The organism is Fischerella major NIES-592 (genome assembly GCF_001904645.1).
GTDB lineage: Bacteria > Cyanobacteriota > Cyanobacteriia > Cyanobacteriales > Nostocaceae > Fischerella > Fischerella thermalis.
On the sequence record NZ_MRCA01000002.1, the window covers coordinates 87584 to 109182 of the forward strand.

The window sequence follows — 21599 nt, forward strand, 5'->3', positions numbered from 1 at the left end:
CTTTTCCCTCATTTTATGGGAACACTAGATGTTGGTTATTTTTGATTGATAGTACATGAACTTGCTGCGAATCAGAATCCATCATTTAATTGAACAGTTAGCCGACGAAGAACTAGAAAAAGTTTGGAACGCCGTCTACGACTTGCACTGTGATTTTTATATGCACAAAGCCATACAAGAAGTCAAGCGATCGCAGCAACCTTGGGATACCTTAACCCATGAAGAAGCTGTGCAATTGTTAACTTTTTCATAATATTTTGGTTGTTGGTTAGTAGTTAGTAGTTGTTTACTCCCCACTGCCCCTAATCCCCAGTGCGCGCCCCGAGTTCCCCACCACCCCACCTCCCCATCCCCACTATGGAAGTACGCTATGCACGGTCTTTTTTAGTAGACCTGAAAAATTTAGAACCTGCTGCCTATCAGTTGGTGTATGATTTTGTGTTTATTGAGTTTGCAGATAAAAGACAACTGCATTACTTACCAGATTTACGACAACTAGATAGAGAGGGCATTTTTTACCGCTTGACTCTGGAGAATTACTTAATTGGTATTGAATTAAGAGGTGAAATTGTGAAATTTCTGCGAGTCATACCAATGCCGGATGTGTAGAGTCTGGGTCACGTAAAGACTTAAAACTGTATAAGAGGGACAAAGCTTGGCTCTATCCTTGGCTTAAACTTGTTGAATGAAAATCACTTTACTTGAGATTTCCCTATGGACGCTACGGCACTTTGGCAACGATACCAGAAATGGCTATATTTCCATGAAGGATTAGGATTTTACCTAGACGTGAGCCGAATGCGCTTTGATGATGCCTTTGTGGAGAGGTTGCAGCCAAAGTTTGAGCAGGCTTTTGCGGATATGGCGGAACTTGAGAAGGGAGCGATCGCCAACCCGGACGAAAACCGCATGGTTGGACATTATTGGCTGCGAAATCCTGATTTGGCTCCTACTCCGGAACTGACACAAGAAATCGTCAGCACCATAGAGCAAATTGAAGTATTCGCCGAAAAAGTCCACACAGGTGCAATTCATCCCCCGAAAGCACCCCGTTTCACCGATATTATCTCGATTGGCATTGGTGGTTCTGCCCTTGGGCCACAATTTGTTGCAGCAGCATTAGCCCCAGATTTTCCACCACTGGCGATTCATTTTATCGACAACACCGACCCCGCAGGTATTGATCGGGTTTTGACTCAGGTGCGAAATCGTCTGAGCAGCACTTTGGTTTTAGTGATTTCCAAATCTGGAGGTACACCAGAACCCCGTAATGGCATGGCGGAAGTCAAAAAAGCTTACGCCGGACATAATTTAGATTTTGCCAATTATGCGATCGCTATTACTATGCCTGGTAGTAAGCTCGATGAACAAGCAAAATCTGAAGGCTGGTTGGCTAGGTTTCCCATGTTTGATTGGGTAGGCGGACGCACTTCGGAATTATCTGCTGTGGGACTAGTACCAGCAGCTTTGCAGGGTATTGATATTCGCGCCATGCTTGAAGGTGCAAAAGAAATGGATGACGCTACCCGCGTTCCCGATATCAAAAATAACCCCGCTGCTTTGTTAGCCCTGTCTTGGTATTATGCTGGCAACGGCAAAGGCGAAAAAGACATGGTTGTCCTACCATACAAAGATAGCCTACTTTTATTTAGCCGTTACCTACAACAGCTGGTGATGGAATCCTTGGGTAAAGAAAAAGATAAGACAGGCAATATAGTTCATCAGGGTATTGCCGTCTACGGTAACAAAGGCTCTACCGACCAACACGCATACGTCCAGCAGTTACGCGAAGGTGTACCAAATTTCTTTGCTACTTTTATCGAAGTTCTAGAAGATCGTCACAGCCCATCTCCAGAAATAGAACCAGGAATCACATCAGGCGATTATCTTTCCGGTTTTCTGCAAGGAACCAGACAAGCACTGTACGAAAATCACCGCGATTCAGTGACAGTTACCATCCCCCAAGTTAATTCCCGGACTGTCGGAGCATTAATTGCCTTATACGATCGCGCTGTTGGTTTATATGCTAGCTTAATCAACATCAACGCCTACCATCAACCAGGGGTAGAAGCTGGTAAAAAAGCTGCTGCTGAAATTCTGGAATTGCAAAAACAAGTAGTAGAAGTTTTGCAACAAGAAAAAACACCGCTCACTTTAGAGGAAGTTGCTCAAAAAATAGGTGCTACAGACAAAATCGAGTCAATTTATCTAATTCTGCGGCATCTTCATGCCAATGGACGCGGTGTAACATTGCAAGGTAATCTTGGTCAACCCAGCAGTTTAAAGTTTTCTATCGGCGGATAGATTTAGTAATTTCCATATCATAATTTGTGTAATATTGTTCAATTGTAACAATATTTCATAATCAAGCATCTTAAATTGAAGCTTATTACTTCAATTTTTAGGATGCTTTTTTAGGATATTTTTATGAGTGCCAGAGGAATCAAAATTCGGCAGTTGCAATCAATCAAAGGGGGAATGGCTGAGTTTTTCACCCCCCAAGCTAGTCACGAAACAATGCTCGTGCAGATTCCACCTCATACAATCGATGATTTATTTGTTCACAAATCACAAACCGACCAACTACTGGTAGTCAAGGGCGAGTTCGTCATTGTAACTTTAATTGATAAACAATATCAATACATTCCTTTAAGTGAAAATTACCCCGTAGTATTGACAATCCCACCAGGAGTCATGCACGGAGCGATAAATTTGAGTTCCGAAACCTGTGTTGTCGTCAATGCTGTATTGCGTCATCGACCAATGCAAGAGCGCGATTATGTGACTCGTGGACGACCATTTCCTTACGATTTAGAAGCAGCAAATCAGGCATTGAAGAACATGCAAAATAAAATTCAACACTCCCCCGCCACCAAACTAAAATCAATGAACAGTTATCAACCCACAGCGAGCAATAACTGATAACTTCATAGACTATCTGTATTCATCTGTGTGCATCTGTGTTCGTTATTCCTATAAATATTTAACAACTATAAAAAATACTTGCTTGTAATCTCATTTACAAGCAAGTTTGTTGTTTGGACATTGCTTGCACACTGTCAGAGGAAAATCAGCCTACGGCTAACCTTTGCCACCCATAACTTTGTTCGTGAATAAAGTTGCACCCCGAATCACTTGAATTTGATAGTTTGTAAAAACATGTCCAGTTTATTGAGAAAATATTCTAATAATCAAATAATTTTACAAAACGTAATATTCTCCTCTTTTATTTATAATAAATGAGAGAAAATTGCATTAATTTTAATTTTAGTGTAAGCTCAATTTAAAATTGTTGAATAAGATTCTCAACAAACTCTGTAGGTGAAACATGGCAACTTCTACAAGTCCGCTGTTGGTGGAGCAAGACCTCACCGACTCGCCTTGGTGGGCTGGAAACGCAAGGCTCACGAACTTATCAGGGAAATTATTAGGCGCTCACGTTGCTCATGCTGGTTTGATAGTTTTTTGGGCAGGAGTGATGACTTTATTTGAGCTAGCCCATTTCAATTCGGCACAACCAATGTACGAGCAAGGCTTGATTTTGCTACCTCACCTAGCTGCTCTTGGTTGGGGTGTGGGTGCAGAAGGTGCAGTTGTGGATACTTATCCCTATTTCGTCATTGGTGCTTTGCATTTAATTTCCTCAGCCTTTCTGGGTTTTGGAGGAATCTTTCACTCCCTGCGTGGTCCAGAAATCCTGGAAGGTAGGTTTCCTTCGTTTGGCTACGACTGGAAGGATAGCGACAAAATGACCACAATCCTTGGTATTCACTTGGTGTTACTCGGTTGTGGTGCATTTTTGTTAGTTGCTAAAGCAATGTACTTTGGTGGTTTGTACGATCCAAACATTGAGAATGTCAGGGTAATTACAAATCCGACACTGAATCCAGGTGCTATCTTTGGCTATCTATTTGGTGCGATCGCTAAATTCTGGATCGCTGGCGTTGACAATCTAGAAGACGTAGTTGGTGGTCACATTTGGGTTGGTGGAATGTTACTTTTCGGTGGAATTTTCCACATTGTGACTAAACCCTTTAGTTGGACGCATCCATTATTTGTTTGGTCTGGAGAAGCTTACCTCTGTTACAGTCTGGGTGCTTTGGCACTGATGGGCTTTATTGCCACTCTCTTCGTATCAGTGAACACGACTGTTTATCCTGAAGTTTTTTACGGCCCGGCGCTCGTCGTGAAACAGAATGTCGTGCCGTACTTTTCATCAGTTGATCCTGACGTTGTTAGCTCCCGAACCTGGTTAGCCAATGCTCACTTTTGGTTAGCTTTCTTCTTTCTCCAAGGCCATATCTGGCACGCCTTACGGGCACGTGGATTCGATTTTCGTAAAGGTAGGGTGAGTCAAGAGGCAGTGATTGCACAACCAATTAGCTGAAGCAATTTAGTGCAAAATATTTGCAAAAATTTTCCACGACTGCTTCCAAAAAATTGCAAAAAATTCTCAAGGATGATCAGAAATGACAGCAGTAATTGCAGATAGCCCATACAAGCAACAAATACCTGAAGTCGGCTGGTGGGCTGGTAACTTTCGTCTTACCAATCTATCAGGTAAATTATTGGGCGCTCATATTGCTCACGCTGCATTGATTTTGTTATGGGCTGGCGGGATGACGCTGTTTGAGTTGTCGCGCTTCAATCCGAATGTGCCAATGTATGAGCAAGGGTTAATCTTGCTGCCTCATCTAGCAACTCTGGGTTTTGGTGTTGGTGCTGGTGGGCAAGTTATTAGCACCTATCCCTACTTCGTCATCAGTGTCTTGCATCTGATACCTTCAGTGATTTTAGCAGCCGGTGGTATTTACCATTCCCTACTAGGGCCAGAGGTGTTAGAAGACAATCCTACATTAGCTGGCTTTTTTGGTTATGACTGGAAAGACAAAGATAAGATGACCACAATCTTGGGCATTCACCTAGTGATTTTAGGCGTGGGTGCTTGGCTTTTGGTTGCGAAGGCAATGTTTTGGGGTGGACTGTTTGATCCTTGGGTAGCTGGCGGTGGAAACGTCAGGGTAATCAATCATCCAACACTCAATCCACTTCGGATTTTTGGCTATCTGTTTGGAGTTTGGGGCCCAGAAGGAATGGCAGCTGTTGATAACTTGGAAGATGTTGTTGGCGGTCACATCTGGGTTGGATTGATGTTAATTGGTGGTGGTATTTTCCACATTTTGACTAAACCATTTGCCTGGGCGCGCCGAGTTTTGATTTACTCAGGAGAAGCATATCTTGCTTACAGCATTGGTGGTGTCGCATACATGGGCTTTTTGGCGGCATACTTTGCATCAGTCAATAACACTGTCTATCCGGAAGTTTTCTATGGCCCGGTGAAAGCTATAGAAACTTCTGCTGGTATAGTTTCTGCCCGTGGTTGGTTGGTCACTTTCCATTTTGTCTTGGCAGTCATATTCCTTTTAGGTCACATTTGGCACGCACTGCGCGCCCGTGCCATTGCAGCTGGATTTGATTTTAAAAATGGTGACATGGTTCAACCGCCCCAGATAAACCCCCAAACAGCTAATCAAGCCACTGCGATCGCCTCTTCCGATATGACACTGAAGTTTCTGAAATATCTGCCAATTTACCGCCCTGGCGTATCTCCTCTGGGGCGGGGGTTGGAAATTGGTATGGCTCATGGTTACTGGTTAGTCGGCCCGTTTGTCACCTTAGCTTCATTCGGTTCATTGGGTAATTCTAATCTGGGAAACTTGGTTGGTTTAATAGCCACAGGTAGTTTGATTGTCATCTTGACGATTGGTTTTTCGATTTACGGCACTACCAACTTTGAAAGACAACTAGAAACCGTACCACCAGCAATGGTTGCAACAGTTCCCAGTGTGCCACAGACTGTCAATACTACCGAAGGATGGAGCCAATTTACTGAGGGCTTTCTGATCGGTGGAATTGGTGGAGCAATCTTCGCCTATCTACTTTTGAGTAGTGCTACTGTGTTTGCTGCGTTTGTATAGCGTGTTTTACGTCCCAGCCTTCCTTTTAGGAAGGCTGAATTGTGAAAGTTCGTAGCCGCCAGCGGTCATTGGCTACAAACCTCTGAGACAAATAAGCATGAAGTGAAAAAGAGCGCAAAATATGTCAAAAATAGGTCTATTTTTCGGTTCTACAACAGGTAAAACTGAGTTGGTAACAGAGATAATTCAGAAAGAATTTGGTGGTGACGATGTAGTGACATTGCACAACATCATGGATGCGGACGAGGATGATTTCGCAGATTATCAATATCTGATTATTGGCTGTCCTACCTGGAATATTGGTGAGCTACAAAGTGACTGGGAGGGTTTTTTCCCACAGTTAGATAATATTGATTTCAAGGGAAAAAAGGTCGCCTATTTTGGTACTGGAGACCAGATTGGTTATGCCGATAACTTTCAAGATGCAATGGGCATTTTAGAAGAGAAAATTACCGAACTCGGCGGTACTACAGTGGGTTACTGGCCCACGGATGGCTATGATTTTAATGAATCTAAAGCTGTGAAAAATGGGAAATTTGTCGGTTTGGCTCTTGATGATGATAACCAATCTGACTTAACTGACGAGCGTATTAAAGCCTGGGTAGCTCAACTTAAAAAAGAGTTTGGTGTGTAGCTTAAATCATCGCTAATAGTTAATAGCTAATTGCCTTGATTGCTGTTAGCTATTAACAGTTTTAACTAGAATTTTAAAATTTTAATTCATAGTAGGATAAATTTATGTCTCCTGAGCCAGATGCTATTTGGTTGAATACAAGCCCTAGTTTGTTATGTTTTGCTCAACCACTTTTGCGTGAACTGTCACGTGATGTAACTATTGCTCGGTGGGAATATAGCCAAACTCAGGATGAAGCAAGTTCCTTAGATGTTGCGATACTGCTGCTAGATAATTATCTCCAATCCATTAATCAACCTGTACATCTGATTGGTCACAGCACAGGAGGCTTACTAGGGTTACTATATACGCGTCGATATCCAGAAAAAGTTAAATCTTTGACTCTACTAGCTGTGGGTGCTGATGCTGCGCTTGACTGGCAAGCTCATTATTATGCTCATCTGCCTTACTTGAGTAGGCAAAAGATTCTCAATGCTATGGTATACAATCTATTTGGCTATCAGAATGAAAAAACTGTCAAGCGTCTAGAGAGGATTTTGGAGCAAGATAAAAATTGTTCGCTTTCACCTCACTCCTTAATGAAACGACTAAGTGTACCTCCTGCTCCGGTTCCTGTACCCTTTATGGTTTGTGGTAGTACCGATGACATGATTGTAGAACCTGAGTCTTTGCAAGGATGGCGACCTTTTTTGATGGAGGGGGATCGCTATTGGGAATGTCAAAAAGGACGGCACTTTTTTCACTTCTTCTACCCGAATTTGGTAGCAGAACAGATTCTTGACTTTTGGCAATCTCTGCATCACTCGAAATTAGTTTTTTCTAGCCTCGTGAACTAATATCATGTTCGCTTGAACACTTATATTATAGGTTGGGTCGGTAATGGGTAATTAAGATACTAATGGTTTTGCTATGCCCGATGCCCAAGCTTAATATCATAGAAATCGAGTTATGGCGCACTAAGAAAAGCGATCGCTTTGTGTACGCAATCATAAATACAAAACTTTATTGGCACTCTTGAATTGATGACAACATAACGAGTGCCAATTTAAAAACTAATTTAACAACATTTATGCAACAGTCCAAATAAAATCAATCAACTTTTGATGTAGGGATACCTTCGCTTGATTGGGGAACACTGGGCAACTCTAGACAGTATCCAGCACCATATACTGTTTTGATATAACGGGGGTGACGAGGGTCTGGTTCTAGCTTGGTTCGTAGGTGACGAATGTGGACTCGAATGGTTTCAATATCATCATCTGGATCGTACCCCCACACTTCCCGGAGAATTTCACTAGGGGAAACGGTCTGACCGTGTCGCTGCAGTAAGCAGTGAAGTAACTCAAACTCAAGATGAGTCAGTTTGACTGTTTGATTGAACCATATTGCCTCAAACCGTTCAGGAACCAAAGTCAAAGGCCCATAGTTGAGAATTTCACTGTGTTTAGCGGCTTGGGGAATACGATCGGTACGCCGCAATAAAGCACGCACCCGCGCCAGCATTTCTTCAACTTCAAATGGTTTAGTTAGGTAGTCGTCTGCACCTGCATTAAAGCCTTCTACTTTATCTTGAGTTTGCGAGAGCGCTGTTAACATCAATACGGGAATTTCAGCTGTACGTTCATCTCGGCGCAAGCGCTGACAAACAGTGAACCCGTCTACCCTGGGCAACATCAGATCGAGCATAATTAAGTCTGGCTGAAGCTGTAGAGCCAGGGCTTGTCCCTTGATCCCATCTTCTGCTTGGCTGACGTCGTAGCCAGCCATCTCTAAGTTGACGGCAACTAACTCTGAAATTGCTGGGTCATCGTCTATGACTAGAATCCTCGGCATTATTAAAAAATTATTACTACTTATTAAGGATAAATAAGAACCTTTGGGAAATACAAAGATTGCTTCATTAGATTATAAAAAATATTTTAAATCTAACATAAAGATTAAAATTCAAAGATTGAAAAAATAAGTTCAAGGTATACTAAATCCTATATCTAATGTGTTACTGGTCATACAATCCGCCACATTTTTTGCGAAACGGTGTAGCAATGACCCTCTACACCGCAATTTGGGCCAGTCGCAATTGGGAACGAACAACGAAATGCCCAGAACCTCCCTATCAAGAACATATTTTTATCGGTGGGCAAAGTGTACCGATTTTTGGTTGGGTAGCTATTCCTGAAAACGCTTGCGGTACGATTGTAGGAACCTATGGTATTACAGGTGAGTTGGATAATCAATGGTTTCTCAAACTGCTAGGACGTAAAGCCTACGCCCAAGGGTTTGCAGTCGTATTATTTGATTGGCGTGGTCATGGTAGGACAGCCCAATTATCGCGGACATTGACCAGCGATGGCTTGTACGAAGGTGAAGATTTTATTCGTATCGCAGCGGCGGCTAAGGCTATGGGATGTCCAGGAAAATTTTGGTTTACGGGATATTCTTTAGGGGGACAGTTGGCGTTGTGGGCGGTGAGTTTAAGGTCGGGAGATTGGGAGGTGGGGAGATGGGAAGACACTATCATTCCGTCATTAGAGGTTCTGGGTTTAGAGGAGGAAGATATTGGTGGTGCGGCGGTAATTTGTCCAAGTCTGGATTCTAAGCGATCGCTTAGCTATTTAGTTAAGCAACCCTTTGGTCGCTATATGGAAAAGGCGATCACACGTAATCTCAAAAAACTGGCGTGGCGAATTTATGCAGCTCATCCTCACAGTATGGACCCAGAAGCGATCGCACGAGTAAATAGTATCTGGAGCTTTGATGAAGAATTAGTCATTAAACGCTTGGGTTTTTCTTCTGTAGAAGCTTATTACGATGCCAGCAGCGCTTTGCAGCTATTACCAAATCTGCAAAAACCGACTTTGATTATTTATGCCGAAGATGATCCTCTTTTTGATCCGGCGATCATACCAGATTTACAATTGGCTTGTGCGGCTAATCCAATGATAGATTTGTTACTTACTCGTTTTGGTGGTCATGTGGGTTACATCAGCAGCAAAGGGTGTCAACGCCAAGCACAAGACCCTGATCCTTGGTGGGCATGGAATCGAATATTAGAATGGCTGAGTGGTAATGTGGGTTAGGGTACTGTCCCTATTTTGTCACCTTCAGCAAAGAATTATCTGAAACCTCAATTTTTACATCTCTCTTTAACCAGGGGATTTAAATGACAAAGTTGGGATGCGATCGCACTTCAATTAAATGTCAACACAATCCATCATAGTTAAAGGTTTTATAGCATTCCTAAATAATTCCTGAGAGACAAGATCCCCGACTTTTTAGAAAAGTTGGGGTCTGGGCTTTGCAATTTTTACAAATCAGATAGGATTGCTGTACTAACTATTAACAATTGAACAATGACAAGTTCACAAAAATAAGTGCTATGATAATAGTACGCACGCTAAGTATTTGTTCTAATGGTTCCTACATCTAAAAATTCTGTGGCTTTGGAGTCATGGCAGCAAACTAGAGCGCCATACAATCTTGGCTATCGGATTAAATTGCTATCTCAACTCCTCTACCGCAAGTTTACAGAACGTCTGGAACCCTACGGTTTGACTCCCTTTCACTGGGTAATTTTATGTTGTTTATGGGAGGAAGACGGTTTACCTACTTCCACTATTGGGGAAAGGCTCAAACAAGTCGGAGGTACGTTGACAGGGGTACTGGATCGGATGGAAGAACGGGGTTTAGTTCGTCGAGAACGAGATTCTCGCGATCGCCGCATCTGGCGGATTTGGTTGACTGATGCTGGTAAAGAACTAGAAACGATTCTGCCCGATCTGGCTGTGGAAGTGCGTGAACAAGCTATGCAAGGTATTTCCCACGCTGAACGCGAACAGTTTGCCCGCATTATTAATCAGGCGATCGCCAATTTGTCATGAGTCGGGAATCAGGGACAAGGGTGATGGGGAAATAACCACCAACCACTAACCAATGTATAGACATGCCATGGCACGTCTCCACAATCACTAACCACTAACTACTGTACGGGCGAAGCATTTGTATGGATATCCTTGTCTAAGATGAAATATCTTCGTACAAATGCTTCGCCCCTACTAACCTTAATCTTTCTTTATGAGTAGACATATATCACCCGATTAGGTGTAGTGACATTAGTTTTTTTCAAAAAATTACGAGTACGAACTATTTAGCACCTAATCAATTCAGCAAACAAACAATAACTTCTTCCTGAAGAATCCTGTTGTCTCCATCAATGGAGAGGGGTGAGGATGAAATCTTTTCATTATCGTCAATTAGGTACAACTATTGATTAAATTGCATGAAAACACAAGCCCAAAAACAGGTGCTATTACCAGCATTAAGGTCAAGAAATTACCGTCTGTTTTTTGCTGGACAAGGTATCTCTTTGATTGGAACATGGATGACACAAACTGCCACAATTTGGTTAGTTTATAGCTTAACCCAATCGCCTCTAATGCTAGGGCTTGTAGGATTTAGCAGTCAAATTCCTAGCTTCATTCTTGCTCCTTTTGGTGGCGTATTTGTGGATCGTTTTTCCCGTCATCGTACCTTAATTGGCACCCAAATATTGTCAATAATCCAGTCATTGGCGTTAGCGATCTTGGCGCTCACTGGTGTAATTCATATTTGGCACATCATTGTTTTGAGTTTGTTCCAAGGAATTATTAGTGCTTTTGATGCACCCGCACGACAGGCGTTTGTGGTGGATTTGGTAGAACGTCAAGAAGACTTAGCCAATGCGATCGCCATTAACTCTACAATGTTTAATGGAGCGCGGTTAGTAGGACCTGCGATCGGTGGTTTGTTAGTGGCTGGTGTTGGTGCTGCTTATTGTTTTTTAATTGATGGTCTTAGTTATATTGCCGTCATCATTGCTTTATTAGCAATGAGAATTAAGCCTCAAAAAACTATAGCAAGCATGAGTAATCCCTTACAACAAATTAAAGAGGGATTTTTATACGCTTTTGGCTTTGCTCCCATTCGGGCGCTCTTGTTACTATCAGCTTTAGTTAGCTTTTTTGGATTGCAATATACTGTTCTTGTTCCAGTTTTTGCTGAAAAGATATTACAAGGAAGTGCAGAAACATTGGGATTTTTAATGGCAGCTTCTGGTGTTGGAGCCTTAGCAGGTGGAATTTATTTGGCATCACGTAAAAGTATCTTAGGGCTTGGGAGATTAATTGTTGTAGGACCGGCAATTTTAGGAATTGGGTTAATAGCTTTCTCCTTGTCGCGTTATTTACCACTTTCTTTATTCACAATGTTATTTGTTGGCTTGGGAACAATTTTCCAAGTTGCTGCTGGCAATACAGTTTTACAAACAATTGTTGAAGATGAAAAGCGTGGACGAGTAATGAGTTTATTGACAATGTCGTTTTTGGGAACTATCCCTCTTGGTAATTTATTAGGAGGAGCCTTAGCTGGTCTTATTGGTGCGACCAATACGTTAATTATTGATGGAGTAGTTTGTATTTTAGGTTCTATATATTTTATGAAAAAATTGCCTGGTTTAAGGCAATTGATACGTCCAATTTATGTAGAAAGAGGAATTATATCTAGTAAGGTACATTAAAATTTTGGAATGTAATAATTTTTTGAGACAGTTTTTGTAGATACTGAAATAACCTAATTCAAGTTAAATCTCTATTCAAGAGATAACTTAATATTTTTCTACTCTATCTTCATTCGATTATTTAATATTTTCTCACTCCTACAATTTTCTCATCGGAGTACTACTGTGGCTAAACAAATTTTCTGGATTGAATTAACTCGTAGACAGCCATTTATTAATTTGCAGCTATTGAGAGGACTTAACTTTGGTTTAGCCAGTATTGTTAATGCCGACATTAAAGACAACAGTTACTCAAAACGCCTAACTTCAAACCTGTTCAATCCCTCCGGTTTTTCATATTCCACTACAACATCTTTTACCGTCGCTGCTGGTGGTCCTTGATGACACCAGCGAATCATTTCTTCTACAACTTCCTGCACACCTTCAAAAACAGCTTCCACGCGACCATCGGGGAGATTTCGCACCCAACCACTTAATCCAAGCTGACTAGCTGTATCGACGGTGGCAAAACGATAACCTACGCCTTGAACTCTGCCAGAAATAAATAAATGGGCACGGATTGACTGCGACATCTGTGTAGGATTCTGCATTGACCGGCATAATTCTTTACGATTTCCAGTCTACATGCTTTGTGGATAAACAATGCAGCTTTTAACAATTATCAGTTATCTATGAGCAGTTATCAGTTTATCTTTATTGATAACTGCTCACAGATTTAATCGCGATCGTCATCGTCATCGTCGTCGCGATCGCGGTATTCTCGCTCATCATCACGACGTCTTTGCTTGCCGCCCATTATATTACCGAACAAATCACCGAGTGCCATAATCGTTCTCCTAGCTTAAACTTAGTTGAGACTGAGTTTCAAAAATGGTTTTGTTAGATAAATCTTCCGGTAGGGATAAATAGAGATAAAATCATCCCTATCTCTGGGTATTGATCTAACTAACCTAGACAGTGGACTGCTTGTAAAAGTCCAAATCCTTTTATTTTGCTTGAATTTTGAATTGCTTATGTCTAATTTGCCACCACTGAACACAGATACCATTTGGGCAATTCTCAATGAAGAAATTGATGACGCTACAGTTAATCAATTGGTATGGCATTGCTTGGGTTATCGCTATGATCCAGTAACAGCAAAGTGGGATAATCAGGAAGTATCTGCCGAGTGGCGAGATGAATATCCACAACCGCCCGATTTTATAGAGAGTCGTCCCGCAACAGTCAAATTGACTCGTTCTATAGCAACAGAATACAAACAAATACTTAAAGAAAAGCTGGGTTTTAAAGGTTATAAAATTGGGGAATTTGGCCCTCGACAAACTCGCAGAGCAACAGCAGCTAATTGGTTATTGAGTTACATGGAACAAAAAAGCTAGTACAACAAGGCGATCGCAACTTATCGGCGCCGATTAATGCCTTCCCTGCAACACTTAAACCTGAAGCAAAATAGGCGTTGGGATGGCAAAACTAACAAGCGATCGCCCTCATCCTAACGGGTGTGCGACAATCTTGAAAGTGACAGCACGACACTGTTGTTTTCGATCACTTCAAGCCATTCACCCAATTTAACCAGCTTAGAAACTACTGATTGCCGAAGTGCTTAATTTAACGGAGAGAGAGGGATTCGAACCCTCGTTGAAGTTGCCCCCAAACAGCATTTCCAGTGCTGCGCCTTCAACCACTCGGCCATCTCTCCAGGCATCACGATCTACAATTATACAATATACTTCTATAAACTGCAATTAAATTACTCAAAAAATCTTAAATCAAAAATCAACATGTCCCAGACATATACAATCACAGTTCATGATCGCGCCAAAGGCATAAAACACACTTTAGAAGTACCTGATGACCGCTACATCCTGCACAGTTGTGAAAAACAAGGGAAAGAACTGCCCTTTTCTTGTCGCAATGGAGCTTGTACCACCTGTGCTGTACGAGTACTCAAAGGAGAAATTTACCAACCGGAAGCAGTAGGGCTATCTCTAGAATTACGTCAGCAAGGCTATGCACTATTGTGCGTCAGTTATGCCCGTTCCGACTTGGAAGTAGAGACACAAGACGAAGATGAAGTCTATGAACTCCAATTCGGGCGCTATTTTGGTAAGGGGAGGGTACAGGCAGGTTTGCCGTTAGATGAGGAGTAGGGATTGGGGTTGCCTGGTGGGGATTAGGGAATTAGGGGTAATAGGGAGTGTGAGGGGTAGAGGAATTACCACTAACTACTAATGTACAGAAACGAAGAACATCGTATCTCTACCCACCAACCACTAAATCAAACAAATGAAAAAAATTGTAATTTTATTTTGCATATTACTCTTAGTAGCTGCTTGTCAACCCCGAAGCAAATCTTCCGAAAATGCACAGGTACAGGTCAAGGTTGCACAGGTTGTTAGTGGGCAAACCATAGAAGTGTTTGGGATGGGCGATCAACCTAACTTAATTTCCCAAGTGCGTCTGCTGGGTATTGACGCACCGGATTTGCAACAACGTCCTTGGGGAAATGCAGCAAAAGAACACTTGCAAGCACTAATTCAAGGAGATTCCGTGACACTGGAGTTTGATGTGGAAAGACAAGATAAATTTGGACGGACTTTGGCTTATGTGTGGAAAGATAAAGTTTTGTTGAATGAACAATTGGTAAAAGAAGGTCAGGCTTTGTTTGTGGGGCGATCGCCTAACCACAAATATGATCAACGTTTAGAACGCGCCCAACAGTGGGCGAGAATCATGGGACTGGGCATTTGGAACCCAGAAAAACCCATGCGTTTCACACCTGCTGAATTTCGCCGTCAGAATCGATGAGTAGGAATCCCACAATAGCACACAAAACACTATGAAATTCTTTGTGTCTTAGTGTCTTAGTGGTGAAAAAGATAATCTTTGAACCACTAAGACACCAAGACACCAAGAAAAATTCATTTTAAGACTAATACTTTAACAGGGGTAGCGTATACATTTATGCATGGGGTGAGACCGAATTCTTTTGACGAGGTTCAAGCACTAGTACCGCTAATTGATAGTCGCAAAATTGACAATCCTAGAATGATCAAAAACAGTACCAGCCCGATTGTACAGGCATAGCTAATTTCTAAATTATTAAATGCTTGTTCATAGAGGTAATAGACTATTGTTTTGGAGCTATTACGTGGCCCGCCTTGAGTCATAATGTATACTTCTTCAAATACTTTGGTAGCGGATATTGCTGAAATTACGCCGACTAAAGCTAGGTAAGGTTTCATCAAGGGTAAAGTAATATCCCAGTGTTTGTAGATGCCATCAGAGCCATCAATTGCTGCTGCTTCGTATACATCATTCGGTATCGATTGTAACCCAGCTAGATAAATCACCATGTAGTAGCCTAATCCTTTCCAGACAGTCACAGCCATAACACTCAAAAGGGCAAAGCGGGGACTGGTTAGCCAAGGAATTCCCTCTGGGAAAATGCCTTTGAGTAATTGGTTGAGTAAGCCGTTTTCCGCATACAACCATCGCCAAGCAATTCCTGCCACTACCATCGAAATTACCACGGGGGTATAGTAAGCAGCTCGAAACCAATGCATTCCTTGCAGTTTTTGATTGACTAAAATTGCCAGTGCTAAGGGGGCGATTACTAAAATCGGTACAACAACTACTAGATACAGCATAGTGTTGACTAGGGTTTGCCAAAAAACAGGATCAACCCATAGGCGACGGAAATTAGCAAAACCAATCCATGTGGGTGTTTGGGTTAAATCGTATTCGTAACGGGTAAAGCTGAGGTAAAACGCTTGTAGTGCGGGCCAAAAGACGGTGAGTATCAGAATTACTAAAGCAGGTAGCAAGAATAGGTAAGGTGTCAGTTGCTGATTGATAAAAATCCAATTTTTCGATGTCAACTTTAGAGTGGACTTTTGTGAAGTCATAGGTTTTTACGCTTGACTTGTACTATTTCACGTTAATCACGATACATTTAAATCTTGTACCAGACATGCCATGGCACTTCTGGTACAACACAAATATGTTTGACATTAAAGGGAGTTAGTATCAGTTGTTGGGTTCAGCCAAAATATTTTTGATCGGGAACCGATATTTTATTTTTTAGATATCCCTAAGTGCCATATTATGTCTAACAAATCGTCTCAAAAGCCTAATACAAGCAATATACATCACTCAGATAAATGGCAGATGAGGGTTGCACAAGTAGCATATCGCTTTAACCGACAATATGAAAATCAATCCTTTGAAGTACCAGCAGAAGTACAGGCAATGCCAATATATCGGGAGTGGATGAGTGGGATATTGTCAGCAAAAATAGTTTCTAGTTTTTGGGAAATAGCCCAACCACAAAAGAACCAGCACTGTTTGGATATAGGCTGCGGTGTCAGCTTTTTGATTTATCCTTGGCGAGATTGGCAAGCGTATTTTTACGGCCAAGAAATCAGTACTGTAGCACGAAATACTCTCAATTCCCGTGGTTCGCAGTTGAACTCGAAGCTGTTCAAAGGTGTCGAGTTAGGTGGCGCTCATCAGTTAAACTACTCTAGTAATCAGTTTGACTTGGTAATAGCCACAGGATTTAGTTGCTATTTTCCACTTGAGTATTGGAATGCTGTGTTAGTGGAAGTCAAACGGGTGTTGAAACCAGGTGGACAATTCGTCTTTGACATTCTCAATCCAGAAAAACCGTTAGCTGTAGATTGGGCAGTTATGGAAACTTATTTGGGTGCTGAGGTGTTTTTAGAGCCGATAGCAGAGTGGGAAAAAATTATCAAAGCTGCTGGTGGTAAAGTGATTGCACGGCAATCCGGAGAACTATTCGATTTGTACAAAGTGCGTTAGACAAAATTATTAATTACACATCTTAGATGTTTCATAGCGATCGCTCTCATTCATATTTTTGTTAGCCATCGGTCACATCAAACTAGAATGATTGAGAAGGAATGATTGTGCTTCGATGAAACGGAGAGTGGCGAAGCTGTTGGAGTTACCTCACAATTTCCTCAACATTGTCACTTAAACTGACTGGTTGCAGGAGATTGCTTGGGGTTAAGTCACAATGAAAACGCAAAAAAGACTTGGCATTCTTACCAGTGGTGGCGACTGTCCCGGATTGAACGCTGTCATTCGAGCAGTTGTTAGTCACGCAAGACTTACTTACAACTGGCAAGTATTAGGCATTCCCTATGCAACGAAGGGACTACTAGAGAGAAAAACGGTTCCTCTATCGTTGCATAGTTTAGACTTGCGCGGTATTGATCCATTACTGAATATGGGTGGAACGATTCTTGGCAGTATTAACAAAGGGGATACTTTAGCCCATATTGATGAAATTGTGGCAAGCTATCATGCGTTGGAGTTAGACGCTCTCATTGGTATTGGTGGAGATGGCAGTCTCTCAATTCTCAATCAATTGCAAGCAAGAGGCAACTGGCAATTTATCGGTATTCCTAAGACAATTGATAATGATGTCGCGCAAACAGAACGTGTTGTTGGATTTGATACTGCTGTGAATACAATTGTGGATGCCTTGAATCGGCTAACTTTCACAGCAGCTAGTCACGATCGCGTGATGATTGTGGAGGTGATGGGACGCACAGCCGGACATTTGGCATTGCAAGCGGGAATTGCAGGGGGAGCGGATGTGATTTTAATTCCGGAAATTCCCTATTCAATACAAGGTATTTGCTCGCACCTGAAAGAATTACGAGATGTGTGGGGACGTCAGTTTGCTATTGTCGTGGTTGCTGAAGGCGCACAAGTCGCCAACGATTCTTGCTGCGACACATCATCTCCAACACCCTCATGGGGAATGGGACAATACATAGCCAATGAAATTCGCAGTTGCAGCCACGATCAACTTGATATTCGAGTTTCTGTGTTGGGACACATCCAACGCGGTGGAATTCCTACAGCATTAGACCGATTGGTCGCAACTGCATTCGGTAAAGCAGCAGTAGATTTGCTAGCAGCCGGAGAAACAGCAAAGATGGTTACATGGCGAAACGGACAAGTCGAAGCAGTAGCGTTGGAAGTAGTTGTTGCTCAAAGTCCTTTATGTGTAGCTCCCAATCATTACTTAGTACAAACAGCGCGTGCATTAGGTATTTATGTTGGGGAGGAAATTGGCGATCGCAATTGTATTTACCCCAATACGGTTCATATAAGACCATAATCCCTTGTAGAGAAGCGCTGTTTGAAGCGTCTCTACAGGTTAATTTTTGTACTAAAAATCCTGAACTGAACCGTATTGTGATTTACAGCACACAATTTAATTCGCCGGCTTTTTGAGTAAAGCGAATGTTTTCCCGATAGTCTACAGGGCAATCTATCACTGCTGGGACATCTTGAGCAAGGGCTTCTTTAAGAATGGGAACTAATTCGGTAGCGTCTTCTACGCGATAACCTTTTAATCCCATACTTTCTGCTAATTTGACAAAATCGGGGTTGCCAAAATGCACAAAGGATGACCTACCTTTACCAAATTGATTTTCTTGTTTCCACTCAATTAAGCCGTAGCCACCATCATTAAAAATTAAGGTGACAAATGCTGTACCAACACGCAAAGCAGTTTCTAATTCTTGGCAATTCATCATAAAACCACCATCGCCTGTTGCAGCCACAACTTTACGATTAGGATGAACAAGTTTAGCTGCAACTGCACCGGGGATGGCAATCCCCATTGCTGCAAATCCATTAGAAATAATGCAAGTATTGGGACTATAACAATGGTAATGACGAGCAATCCACATTTTATGTGCGCCGACATCAGAAATGACAATATCTTCTGGCCCCATAACCTGACGCAAGTCATAAATGATTTTTTGGGGCTTAATTGGAAACCCGTCATCCTTGGCATATAGTTCATAATCAGCACGAATGTTGGATCGTAAACTGATGGCGTAAGGATTGGGTTTACCCTGGCGGTCTGCTACTTTTAAAATTTCATAGAGAGAATCGGAAATATCACCAACAACTTCCACGCTGGGAATATAACTACTATCTATTTCTGCTGGAGTTGCTGCAATATGAACTATGGGAATTTGACCATCGGGATTCCATTTTTTCGGGGAAAATTCGATTAAATCATAGCCAATTGCTATGACCAAATCTGTATTATCAAAGCCACAGGTAATAAAATCTCGTTGTTGCAATCCTACAGCCCACAAAGCCAAAGGATGGGTGTAGGGAATTACTCCTTTACCCATAAATGTGTTGGCAACAGGGATATTTAATTGGGTGGCAAATTGAGTAACAGCGTCACTGGCTTGGTCCCGAATTGCACCGTTTCCAACTAAGATGATGGGATTAACTGCCTGAGAAATTATGGCTGCGGCTGACCGAATACTAGCAAAAGAAGCAAAAGTTTTTTCAATATTATCCTTATGTAAGGGTTTGCCTTCTACTGGCATAGCAGCAATATTTTCTGGTAGATCAATATGAACTGCACCTGGTTTTTCACTTTGCGCTAGTTTGAATGCTTTGCGCACTACTTCTGGTGTAATACTAGGTCGCACAATCTGTTTATTCCATTTTGTTACTGGAGCAAACATCGCCACCAAATCTAAATATTGATGGGATTCGATGTGCATTCTATCTGTTCCGACTTGTCCGGTAATTGCCACTAGTGGCGCACCATCGAGGTTGGCATCTGCAACCCCTGTCATTAAGTTTGTTGCCCCTGGTCCTAAAGTTGAAAGACACACTCCTGCTTTTCCTGTCAGACGTCCGTAGACATCCGCCATGAATGCTGCACCTTGTTCATGACGAGTGGTAATAAATTGAATGGAGGAGTGTTTGATCGCTTCCAAAACGTGCAGGTTTTCTTCGCCAGGGAGTCCGAAAACATATTGCACCCCTTCATTTTCTAAGCACCTTACTAATAACTCTGCTGTATTCATTGAACTTCCTCACTAGCGAAAAGATTTAGGAGTAGATAGTGGTTAGTGGTTAGTGGATAGTTAGTAAAGAAAAAACTACTAACTACTAACTACTAACCACTAACAATTCCCAATTATTTAACCCACACAGTTTTAATGTTGACGAACTCATGTATACCTTGGATACCTAATTCCCTACCATACCCAGAACGTTTAATACCGCCAAATGGTATACGGGGATCAGATTTCACCATGCCATTGATAAATACTGCGCCTGCTTCGATTTCATCAATAAAACGCTGTTGTTCTTGGGAGTTGGTTGTCCAAGCACTTGCACCCAATCCAAAGGGTGTAGCGTTTGCTAGTTTAATTGCTTCATCAATATCGGGTACGCGGAACAATAAAGCTACTGGCCCAAAAAATTCTTCTTTGGCGATCGCACTATCCGGTGAAAGATCGGTGATCATCGTTGGTGGAAAGAAGTTACCAGGACGATCAGCCAAAGGCTGTCCCCCAATCAGAACTTTTGCCCCTGCTTTGACACAAGTTTGCACTTGTAGCTCCAGGTCTTGGAGAATATCAGGTGTGGCTAGTGGCCCGATATCGGTGTCTGGTTGCATAGGATCGCCTACTTTCAGCGCTTGGTATTTTTCTAGCAGTAGCTTTTCAAATTGATCTGCGATCGCTTCTTGGAGAATAAAACGTTTTGCAGCAATACAAGATTGCCCGTTATTGAGCATTCTCGCTGTAGTCGCAACTGCAACTGCTGCTTGCAAATCAGCACTTTCTAACACAATAAATGGATCGCTGCCACCCAATTCTAGAACTGTTTTTTTAATTTGTTTAGCAGATGCAACAGCAAGTGATATGCCAGCTGGTTCACTGCCTGTTAAGGTAGCAGCTTTGATGCGGTCATCACTCATTAAATCGCCTACTTTTGCACCAGGGATTAACAAAGTTTGAAATACACCTGTGGGAAAGCCAGCTTTCTGAATAATTTCCTCAATTGCTAAAGCACATTGCGGCACATTGGAAGCATGTTTGAGTAAGCCAACATTTCCTGCCATCAGTGCAGGTGCTGCAAACCGGAATACTTGCCAAAAGGGAAAATTCCACGGCATGACTGCCAGGATAATACCTAATGGCTGGTATTTGACAAAACTTTTCGTAGCATCGGTTTCCACGTAGGTATCAGCGAGAAATTGGGCGGCGTGTTCGGCGTAGTAGCGACAAACCCAAGCACATTTTTCGACTTCAGCGATCGCACTTTTGTAGGTTTTGCCCATTTCTAGGGTCATCAACTTTGCCAAGTCTGCTTTTTTTTGCTCAAGGATGTCAGCAGCTTTGTCAAGCCAACGCGATCTTTCCGAGAAGCTTGTCTGACGGTAATGCTCAAAAGCTTGTTGAGCCAAATCCAGTTTGGCGGCGATTTCAGCATCACTATGGGGTTCAAAGTTTTTGAGTAATTCCCCTGTGGCAGGGTTAATGGTGGCGATAGGCATAGCCAACCTCCCGTAAAAAATAATTTAAGAAAGTGCAAAAGTCACTTTTGCAAAGGGTCTATTCTAAATGCT

21 protein-coding genes and 1 tRNA gene are annotated in these 21599 nt (G+C 42.1%); 16 read left to right on the top strand and 6 right to left on the bottom strand.

Features of this window, described 5'->3' with window-relative positions; genetic code table 11:
• Window positions 1-55: 55 nt before the first annotated feature.
• The 8 genes from NIES592_RS04275 (at window position 56) to NIES592_RS04310 (ending at window position 7448) form a co-directional block, all read left to right on the top strand.
• Window positions 56-253 (top strand): hypothetical protein, encoded by a 198-nt coding sequence (locus NIES592_RS04275; protein WP_009455825.1) that lies wholly within the window; start codon window positions 56-58, stop codon window positions 251-253.
• A gap of 104 nt (window positions 254-357) precedes the next feature.
• Entirely contained in the window at window positions 358-609 is a 252-nt protein-coding gene (locus NIES592_RS04280; RefSeq protein WP_009455826.1) for a hypothetical protein, read from the top strand.
• Window positions 610-714: 105 nt separating this feature from the next.
• Entirely contained in the window at window positions 715-2304 is a 1590-nt protein-coding gene (locus NIES592_RS04285; protein WP_071846705.1) for a glucose-6-phosphate isomerase, read from the top strand.
• A gap of 123 nt (window positions 2305-2427) precedes the next feature.
• A complete protein-coding gene (locus tag NIES592_RS04290; protein WP_073555024.1) occupies window positions 2428-2922 on the top strand; it encodes a dTDP-4-dehydrorhamnose 3,5-epimerase in 495 nt (164 codons plus the stop codon).
• A 406-nt stretch (window positions 2923-3328) separates the two neighbouring features.
• Window positions 3329-4387: a chlorophyll a/b binding light-harvesting protein gene (locus NIES592_RS04295; protein WP_073555025.1), complete on the top strand. Its 1059-nt coding sequence runs from the start codon at window positions 3329-3331 to the stop codon at window positions 4385-4387.
• Between the two features lie 82 nt (window positions 4388-4469).
• Window positions 4470-5978, top strand: coding sequence for a chlorophyll a/b binding light-harvesting protein (locus tag NIES592_RS04300; protein WP_073555026.1), 1509 nt, complete (start codon window positions 4470-4472; stop codon window positions 5976-5978).
• A gap of 121 nt (window positions 5979-6099) precedes the next feature.
• Window positions 6100-6612, top strand: a complete 513-nt coding sequence (gene fldA, locus NIES592_RS04305; RefSeq protein ID WP_073555027.1) for a flavodoxin FldA — start codon at window positions 6100-6102, stop codon at window positions 6610-6612.
• Between the two features lie 104 nt (window positions 6613-6716).
• Window positions 6717-7448, top strand: a complete 732-nt coding sequence (locus NIES592_RS04310; RefSeq protein WP_062242730.1) for an alpha/beta fold hydrolase — start codon at window positions 6717-6719, stop codon at window positions 7446-7448.
• 253 nt (window positions 7449-7701) lie between these two features.
• Here NIES592_RS04310 and NIES592_RS04315 read toward each other — a convergent pair whose 3' ends face one another.
• Window positions 7702-8445: a response regulator transcription factor gene (locus tag NIES592_RS04315; protein ID WP_009455833.1), complete on the bottom strand. Its 744-nt coding sequence runs from the start codon at window positions 8443-8445 to the stop codon at window positions 7702-7704.
• Between the two features lie 158 nt (window positions 8446-8603).
• Here NIES592_RS04315 and NIES592_RS04320 point away from each other — a divergent pair, with 158 nt between their 5' ends.
• The 3 genes from NIES592_RS04320 (at window position 8604) to NIES592_RS04330 (ending at window position 12163) form a co-directional block, all read left to right on the top strand.
• Window positions 8604-9689, top strand: coding sequence for a YheT family hydrolase (locus tag NIES592_RS04320; RefSeq protein ID WP_073555028.1), 1086 nt, complete (start codon window positions 8604-8606; stop codon window positions 9687-9689).
• A gap of 333 nt (window positions 9690-10022) precedes the next feature.
• Window positions 10023-10490: a MarR family winged helix-turn-helix transcriptional regulator gene (locus tag NIES592_RS04325; protein ID WP_009455840.1), complete on the top strand. Its 468-nt coding sequence runs from the start codon at window positions 10023-10025 to the stop codon at window positions 10488-10490.
• Between the two features lie 398 nt (window positions 10491-10888).
• Window positions 10889-12163: an MFS transporter gene (locus NIES592_RS04330; RefSeq protein ID WP_073555029.1), complete on the top strand. Its 1275-nt coding sequence runs from the start codon at window positions 10889-10891 to the stop codon at window positions 12161-12163.
• A gap of 287 nt (window positions 12164-12450) precedes the next feature.
• Here the strand turns inward: NIES592_RS04330 and NIES592_RS04340 are convergent, their stop codons facing one another.
• Window positions 12451-12735, bottom strand: a complete 285-nt coding sequence (locus NIES592_RS04340; RefSeq protein WP_062242741.1) for an acylphosphatase — start codon at window positions 12733-12735, stop codon at window positions 12451-12453.
• Window positions 12736-13176: 441 nt separating this feature from the next.
• On the opposite strand from NIES592_RS04340, the gene NIES592_RS04345 reads away from it, so the two are divergent.
• Window positions 13177-13542, top strand: coding sequence for a DUF1823 family protein (locus NIES592_RS04345; protein WP_062242744.1), 366 nt, complete (start codon window positions 13177-13179; stop codon window positions 13540-13542).
• A gap of 233 nt (window positions 13543-13775) precedes the next feature.
• On the opposite strand, the gene NIES592_RS04350 is transcribed toward NIES592_RS04345, so the two are convergent.
• Window positions 13776-13862: transfer RNA gene (locus NIES592_RS04350), tRNA-Ser, on the bottom strand.
• Window positions 13863-13944: 82 nt separating this feature from the next.
• On the opposite strand from NIES592_RS04350, the gene NIES592_RS04355 reads away from it, so the two are divergent.
• The gene (locus tag NIES592_RS04355; RefSeq protein WP_009455847.1) at window positions 13945-14313 is read left to right on the top strand and encodes a 2Fe-2S iron-sulfur cluster-binding protein; all 369 of its coding nucleotides are present in this window, start codon (window positions 13945-13947) and stop codon (window positions 14311-14313) included.
• Between the two features lie 136 nt (window positions 14314-14449).
• Entirely contained in the window at window positions 14450-14971 is a 522-nt protein-coding gene (locus NIES592_RS04360) for a thermonuclease family protein (protein ID WP_009455849.1), read from the top strand.
• A 191-nt stretch (window positions 14972-15162) separates the two neighbouring features.
• Here NIES592_RS04360 and NIES592_RS04365 read toward each other — a convergent pair whose 3' ends face one another.
• Window positions 15163-16071 carry a carbohydrate ABC transporter permease gene (locus NIES592_RS04365; RefSeq protein ID WP_062242747.1) on the bottom strand — a complete coding sequence of 303 codons (909 nt, stop codon included), beginning with the start codon at window positions 16069-16071 and terminating at the stop codon, window positions 15163-15165.
• A 199-nt stretch (window positions 16072-16270) separates the two neighbouring features.
• Here NIES592_RS04365 and NIES592_RS04370 point away from each other — a divergent pair, with 199 nt between their 5' ends.
• Both NIES592_RS04370 and NIES592_RS04375 read left to right on the top strand, forming a co-directional pair.
• The gene (locus NIES592_RS04370; protein ID WP_062242750.1) at window positions 16271-16987 is read left to right on the top strand and encodes a class I SAM-dependent methyltransferase; all 717 of its coding nucleotides are present in this window, start codon (window positions 16271-16273) and stop codon (window positions 16985-16987) included.
• Between the two features lie 217 nt (window positions 16988-17204).
• Window positions 17205-18320, top strand: a complete 1116-nt coding sequence (locus NIES592_RS04375; protein WP_073555030.1) for an ATP-dependent 6-phosphofructokinase — start codon at window positions 17205-17207, stop codon at window positions 18318-18320.
• 82 nt (window positions 18321-18402) lie between these two features.
• Here NIES592_RS04375 and NIES592_RS04380 read toward each other — a convergent pair whose 3' ends face one another.
• Together NIES592_RS04380 and NIES592_RS04385 are read right to left on the bottom strand one after the other, a co-directional pair.
• Window positions 18403-20046: an acetolactate synthase large subunit gene (locus NIES592_RS04380; protein ID WP_073555031.1), complete on the bottom strand. Its 1644-nt coding sequence runs from the start codon at window positions 20044-20046 to the stop codon at window positions 18403-18405.
• Between the two features lie 113 nt (window positions 20047-20159).
• Window positions 20160-21527, bottom strand: a complete 1368-nt coding sequence (locus NIES592_RS04385) for an NAD-dependent succinate-semialdehyde dehydrogenase (protein ID WP_062242759.1) — start codon at window positions 21525-21527, stop codon at window positions 20160-20162.
• Window positions 21528-21599: the final 72 nt, after the last annotated feature.